The organism is Candidatus Thermoplasmatota archaeon (assembly GCA_034660695.1).
GTDB lineage: Archaea > Thermoplasmatota > E2 > UBA202 > DSCA01 > JAYEJS01.
The window spans coordinates 1-6713 of record JAYEJS010000096.1 but is presented as its reverse complement, the minus strand read 5'-3'; the positions used below and the strand labels follow the sequence as shown (position 1 = coordinate 6713).

The following is a 6713-nucleotide window of genomic DNA, read 5'->3' as shown; positions in this document are numbered from 1 at the left end:
ATAACCAGTGAGACAGCACAGTTCTATATCGAACGACAACAAGGAAAGCATTGGACGAATGTTGATTATGATTATTATCAGAGCATCAGAACAGAAAGTCAAATGACACTCATTGATTTTGCCAGTCTCATGTGATACGCTTCGGGCTTCAGCCCGGAGTAGTTAACAATTTGGAAAAAGCAAACGTAATGAGACAGGCGTTAGATTTAGTGCTCAATATTGGAACTGAGCTAAATAACTATCTTTCTTAGTAATCGTTGTTGTTATGCCTATGTTCAAAAGCCCGAAAATCTACCACAAAGATCAATCGAAAAACTCCTTCGCTTCTTGGAAAATTCTTATGAAACTTCTTCTCTCATCACCCTATGGATTTCTATTTGCTATTTTATATAACAATAATTTCCCTCCATTGTGTTTGTCATAATTTTCTGAATTCTTTCCATCTTCCCTCATGTCTAATTCTATAAAATCTATCCGAACCGATCAACGTATGGCAATCCTTAAAATATCTTTTGCATTACCTGCTCATGCTTTCTGGGGCCGTGGTGGAAATCATAAAGGACATAGTGGGGGAGGAAAATGTTATCACTTCCGCTGCAGAGCTTTATACCTATGGCTTTGACGCCTCGATTCATCACCATGCACCAGACATTGTTGCAAGGGTAAAAAATACCAAGCACGTCAGTAAAATCATGAGATTGGCTTATGAGAATGGCATTCCAGTCATTGCAAGGGGCTCCGGCACTGCATTATCCGGTCAGGCTGTTCCGATAAAGGGCGGCATTATCCTTGATATGACGGCAATGAATAAAATAAAGGAAGTAAGAGTAGAGGATTTATACTGTGTTGTTGAGCCAGGAGTTATCTATGGAAGGCTGAACCAAGAGCTTGCCAAAAAAAATTTCTTTTTTCCTCCTTCACCAGGCAGCGGTGATGTCTGTACAGTCGGCGGAATGGTTGCCACCAATGCATCCGGAATGAGGGCTATAAAGTACGGGGCTACAAGGGACTATGTGCTTGGAATGGAGGTCGTTTTGCCAGACGGCGATGTTACACATTTCGGCACCAGAACAATGAAGAATTCATCAGGCTACCAGCTAGAAAAATTGATGGTCGGGAGTGAAGGAACATTGGGCATAATCACGGAAATCACCATTCGCATTGTACCATTGCCTGAAAAGCGTGCTATCGCTCTCGCTCCCTTTGATTCTCTTGAAAGGGCGGGACAGGGCGTTTCAGACGTAATAGCATCGGGTTTGCTGCCATCCGCCCTCGAAATAATGGACAGTGTATGTATAAAAGCGGTCAATAAATCAATGAACATCGGGTTGCCTGAAAGCGAGGCAATCATACTGGCAGAAGTGGACGGAGCAGAGGCAATCATCAAAAGAGATATAAAGAGAATAGCTGATATTTGCAGGGAAAGTGGGGCTAGCAACGTTACTTTTACTGATGATGAGGAAGAGATGTTGAACCTGTGGAAGGGCAGGAAAGGAGTTTTACCTTCTCTTTCGCGTTACGGAGAGGACATGGTTTCTGTATCCCTTGCAGACGACATGGCGGTACCGATATCAAAAATTCCTGTTGCAATTAAAAAATTCCAGGAAATTGCAAAAAAATATGGAGTACTGATAGGCACTTACGGGCATGCTGGCGACGGCAACCTCCACACAAAAGTTTTGATTAACCCTCTTATCAATGGAAGCTGGGAAAGGGCCGAAAAAGCAGTTGATGGTATTTATAATACGGTTATAGCCCTGCATGGGACGGTGAGCGGTGAGCACGGCATAGGAATATCAAAGGCACCGTGGATGAAAATAGAAAGAAAGGAATCGCTGCAGGTCATGGAGGCAATAAAAAAGGCTGTCGACCCCAAAAATATAATGAATCCGGGAAAGATGATGCAGTGGAAAGGGAGTATAATTTCATATTTAAGATATCCGGGATAACATGAACCATCTTAAAGAAATTCAGCATGAACTTATGTGCTGCACGGGATGCGGCTATTGCAAAAAATCCTGCCCGGTCTTCGATATATGGGGCACCGAGGCGGACAGCGGCAAGGGAAAAGTATTTTTGTCGTACGGCCTCATGATGGGTGAGGTAAAGGAAGATATTTCTGTCATAGAAGCCTTGCAGAAATGCACTCTATGCGGGCGATGTGAAAAAGAATGTCCCTCGTTGGTTAAAATAAGTGATATCATACATTCCGCCAGAAAGGACTTGAAAGGAATGCTTCCGGCCCATGAAAAGCTTTTAAATGACATTGATGAGCAGGGAAATCCCTTTGGGAAAGATAGAATGAAAGTCTTTGGTGGCGGGGAGGGGGAAATAGCATATTTTTCAGGCTGCATGGCAAATGGGCTGAAAGATGCGGTCTTTTCGGTCTTCGATAAATTGGGCATAAATGTAACAACAATAGACGAGGAATGCTGCGGCAATCCTATTGATATCATCGGGAGAGAAAACAGACAGATAGAAAAATTGGGGAAAAAATTTGGGGAAAGAGACGTGAAAAAAATAGTATTTTCATGTCCAAGCTGCATGCAGTCCTTTCTTCCCTTGAAAGAAAAATTTGAACTTATCCATATTTCCGAATTTTTAATGGATAAAAACATAAATCTAAAGGATTTCGGCATGAAGCTCATTTATCATGACTCCTCCATCCTGGGAAGAAAACTTGACATATACGATGCGCCAAGAAAATTGCTGGAAAAGGCTGGCTCGCTTGTTGAATTTGATGAAAATAAAGAACTATCCCATTGCTGCGGCAGCGACCTTGCCTTCCGGATGGCTTTTCCACTGGCTGCTGGAAAAATGGCTGAAAAAATTATTGGGGAAGCAAGGGAAAAGGATGCTGTAGTAGTTACATCATCTCCGCACTGCTACCACCATCTCAAAAAGCATGGCGATGTGATTGATATAATTGAAGTGGTCGACAGATGCTTACAGTAAGATTTATTACTGAAAAAACATTTCACTTCGATGATACCTGCTAAATTATTCCTTACTAAGGGTGTGGGAAAGCACAAAGATCAATTGCAATCGTTTGAACTTGCGCTTAGAAATGCTGGCATAGCATTATGCAATCTTGTGGAAGTATCGAGTATAGCACCGCCGAATTGTAAAATAATATCTGCAAAAGAAGGAAAAAGCTACATCAGACCTGGAGAGATAACATTCTCTGTGATGGCAAAAAATTCGACGAATGAGCCGAACCGGCTTGTTGCCGCTTCAATCGGGCTTGCACTTCCAAAAGATAGGAATTTATACGGGTATTTATCCGAATATCACAGTTGGGGGGAGATGGCAAAGAAGGCGGGAGACTATGCCGAAGACCTGGCTGCAACAATGCTTGCCACCACCCTAGGCCTGGAATTTGATCCCGAGAAGGCATGGGATGAAAGAAAGCAGGAATACAGGATGAGCGGACGTATAGTCCGTTCAAGGAATATAACACAGTCGGCGAGGGGCGATACAAATGGACTATGGACAACGGTGATAGCTGCAGCAATATTTGTAATGGATGAGTGAGGCAAAGGAGGTGACCAAAAATTATTAATAGACTTTCTATGTATATATATACATGAAATGGAAAACCCTTCTAACCGGCTTTGTGTTTGTCGTTTTAATCAGTAGCGTGGTTTCAATGGGCGGAGCAAATTCTGCAGAGGAAAAGCCCGTTCTCAGCAGCGAGGAGGTCAAAGATTTCATGGTCGTGGTGGGAGCGGATAGGAAAGCTATTTCGGAAAGAGATATTTCCCCCGTTTACCGGAGTGACATATCCGATGATTTCCTGCAATGGGTGAATATGAGCGTGGATGAAGGTGCGAACTTCGTAAAAAACATGGTGCAGCAGACTATCGAGGGCGGATCGGAAGCTTTGAAGGACTGCCTAAAGCAGCTTCCTCCACCTGGAAAGCCGTCAAGACCAAAACTCACTTTCGGACCAGAAACTCTGGACGGCGAAAGAGAAAAGCCATCCACCATTGCCGTCTATGGAGAAATTCCAGCGTTTGAAACGCAGGAAGAACGATGGGAATGGACGGACAAACTCCATCGGACAAATGACAGAGTAGATGAAATGCACAGGGCGGGAGCTATGCCAGATGCAGTGTGTACCTACGGTATTGGGGCTGGTTACCACGTGGTGGGAATAGATAAAGACCGTACGGTAAAAGATACTTTGCTGAAAGAGGTCTACGAACTCTTTAAACGAGCGGCATGCCAGGAAGGAATGGATAATCCGCCAGTAGTGTTTGAAAAAGTATGTAACACTTCATTGATTGAAGATACACGAGATAAACAGTATCGGCCGATAAGAGGGGGCATTCAATGCCAAAACCCCGATCCTTATGGTTATATACATACATCAACAATCGGCTATTCCGCTATAAGGAATGGGGCCAAAGGCTATGTAGTATCTGGGCATCTCTGCCATTATAACCAGCCAACACCCATAGGCTGGCCTATGTATCAGCCCACGTTTAAGTATGAAAATTTAGCAGGATACGTAATGGATGCTAGCGGACAAAATGTTTATTCCGATTCTGCTTTTGTGGAATATAATAACGTCGTTGGGTACATTTATCTTTATTCCAGTGGCAGTCTTGGCTTAGTATGGGGTAAGTTTGATCCCTCTGTAGGTCACCACGTCTATATGTCTGGTATTACGTCCGGACTGGTTGATGGATCTGTAGCATACACAGACAGAACAATATGGAGCGACACGCATCACTGGCTTTATGATCAAGTATATGCCTCCTATCAGGGCCAGAGCGGTGACAGTGGTGCCCCTGTTTTCTACAAATACAGGCAACTTTTACCATCGCTGTGGCTTGTCGATGTAAACGGCATTCATGCAGGACATGGTGGCGGTCATGCGGTATTTTCCCCGCAGTCTGGCGTCAACAGAGACTTGGGTGCCACTCCCGTAACAGCTTGGTAATGTAATAATAGAATATAAAGGGAAAACAAATCCAAAGTCAAGTTCAGGAAATCTTTGCGTCTAATACTGGGCACATAGGACTTAACCTTCTTTTCTTTCAGTAGCTTACCTTCCATCTCAAAATCACGGACAGCACCTCCCTCTTCAAAAGTTATCGGAGAAAAGAACTTTGAGGATATGTCATATGGATGCGTAGTGTTGCAAAGAAGCGACCTGCATGCCTGTGCCGCTGCCCCCGACCGGAGTGGGGACAACTGAAGCGTCCTGTGACACGCTGGTGACGACATATCTTTTACTTGAATTTGTTATTTCAGTCTCATTTCCATTAAACCATCTGAATTCCTTTCCCTGCGTATTTTTATGTCCTTTAGTTTCTGCAGAATAATCTCATTCACAACATGAACTTCCCCGTCGAGCAGATGTCCTCCAATAAGGCGATGATCTGGAGGAGCTAAAGCTACGTGAATGTGGCATATAATATTGTCTTCTCCATCTTTACCAATATTGCCCTGCATCGATACCAGTTCTGCTGCCCCCTCTATCTTTTTTTCAATGTATTTCCTGCCGTCAAAATAGCCTGCAACAGCATTTTTCAACATGCCTATGCCTGATAGAATCGCCGCAGATTGTATGTCCTGCTCGATCGCCAGTTTCTCCAGATTTTTTATAGCGTTGCCCTCAACAAATTTTGCAACTATGACATTCCCTTCTTCCTTTATCTGCATGGTATCGGCTTATTAAGCGGAATCGTTTGATAACTCTTTCCGTATGTGGCATGCAAGATAAAATGCATCACCCGGATATAATATCCATCTCCACGTCGATTATCTTATTGATTGTTTCTGTAATGCTTTGGATTATAGGCATAGCGTATAACATTGTTTCCAGGAGACTGTCCATAATATCATTTAGCTCTGCCATGTAGGACTTCATCTCCTTCCAGTGGTCTGCCTCGGTTTCAAGCAAGAGGGCATCACGTTTGCATATGGGGCTGAGGTTTGAATTTTGGTAAAGAAACTCCGATACATTGTGCTTCTCCATGGCTGTGAATTCATATGACTGCATAATCAATGAGAGATAGGGATAGAATTTGGTTATCAGCACCAAAAAGGGCGCTCTGATTGCAAAGCTCGCCAATCCAAAATCTTTCTTCAACGCCCTCAGGGCATCAACCCCAAATACGCAAAAATTTTCTCTGCAACTTTGTCCATCGTAGGCGGAAGCATTGCCCTTCATCCTTTGGATGTTTCTTTCATGTGCCATCTCAAACGCCTTTTCTTTCGGCAGGGACTCTCTCGCTTTTTTGAATGCCAGGGTGGTATATCCTTCTTCCCATCCGTTCCAAATGCACCAGTGAACAGAATAAACCGATTTTCTAAAAATATCGATGGGGAGTGGTGCATACATTCCGTCCTCGGCACTGGTATAGGCTGAACATAAGGGATCATGGTAATACACCGTGCCATTCCTTTCATCGAAGCCCACAATTACTATGTTATGTGAGAAATGATATCCCCTGCCGGACAAATTGAACAACTCCACGTAATAGGGCAGCATGGTAAAATCGATACTGGTACATACTGGAATATCCATTTTACGCCAATTCCTAAAACTTGTTTCTTTTTCGAAGTAATTGGTAGTCCTGTTCATCGCTTCTCTAACTGTTTCAAAATTGCTATTCTGTAGGATATCTTTATCATACTTTGAGAATACTCTTTCAATCATGTTCATCCAGCTAGCATTTGTAGGAAGATAGACTAGGTGT

At 43.3% G+C, this 6713-nt stretch carries 6 protein-coding genes; 4 read left to right on the top strand and 2 right to left on the bottom strand.

What is annotated here, in order from left to right; all coding sequences use genetic code 11:
- Nucleotides 1-527: 527 nt before the first annotated feature.
- The 4 genes from U9O96_04845 to U9O96_04830 are packed head-to-tail and all read left to right on the top strand — an operon-like array spanning nucleotide 528 to nucleotide 4948.
- On the top strand, nucleotides 528-1949 hold the full coding sequence (locus U9O96_04845) for an FAD-binding oxidoreductase (protein MEA2054427.1): 1422 nt from the start codon (nucleotides 528-530) through the stop codon (nucleotides 1947-1949).
- Between the two features lies 1 nt (nucleotide 1950).
- Nucleotides 1951-2955 (top strand): (Fe-S)-binding protein, encoded by a 1005-nt coding sequence (locus tag U9O96_04840; protein MEA2054426.1) that lies wholly within the window; start codon nucleotides 1951-1953, stop codon nucleotides 2953-2955.
- Nucleotides 2956-2985: 30 nt separating this feature from the next.
- Nucleotides 2986-3534: an arginine decarboxylase, pyruvoyl-dependent gene (locus U9O96_04835; protein ID MEA2054425.1), complete on the top strand. Its 549-nt coding sequence runs from the start codon at nucleotides 2986-2988 to the stop codon at nucleotides 3532-3534.
- Nucleotides 3535-3586: 52 nt separating this feature from the next.
- Nucleotides 3587-4948 carry a hypothetical protein gene (locus tag U9O96_04830; GenBank protein ID MEA2054424.1) on the top strand — a complete coding sequence of 454 codons (1362 nt, stop codon included), beginning with the start codon at nucleotides 3587-3589 and terminating at the stop codon, nucleotides 4946-4948.
- 305 nt (nucleotides 4949-5253) lie between these two features.
- Here U9O96_04830 and U9O96_04825 read toward each other — a convergent pair whose 3' ends face one another.
- Nucleotides 5254-5673, bottom strand: coding sequence for a DUF296 domain-containing protein (locus U9O96_04825; protein MEA2054423.1), 420 nt, complete (start codon nucleotides 5671-5673; stop codon nucleotides 5254-5256).
- A 67-nt stretch (nucleotides 5674-5740) separates the two neighbouring features.
- The coding region (locus U9O96_04820) for a C39 family peptidase (protein MEA2054422.1) at nucleotides 5741-6713 on the bottom strand (973 nt) is incomplete at its 5' end.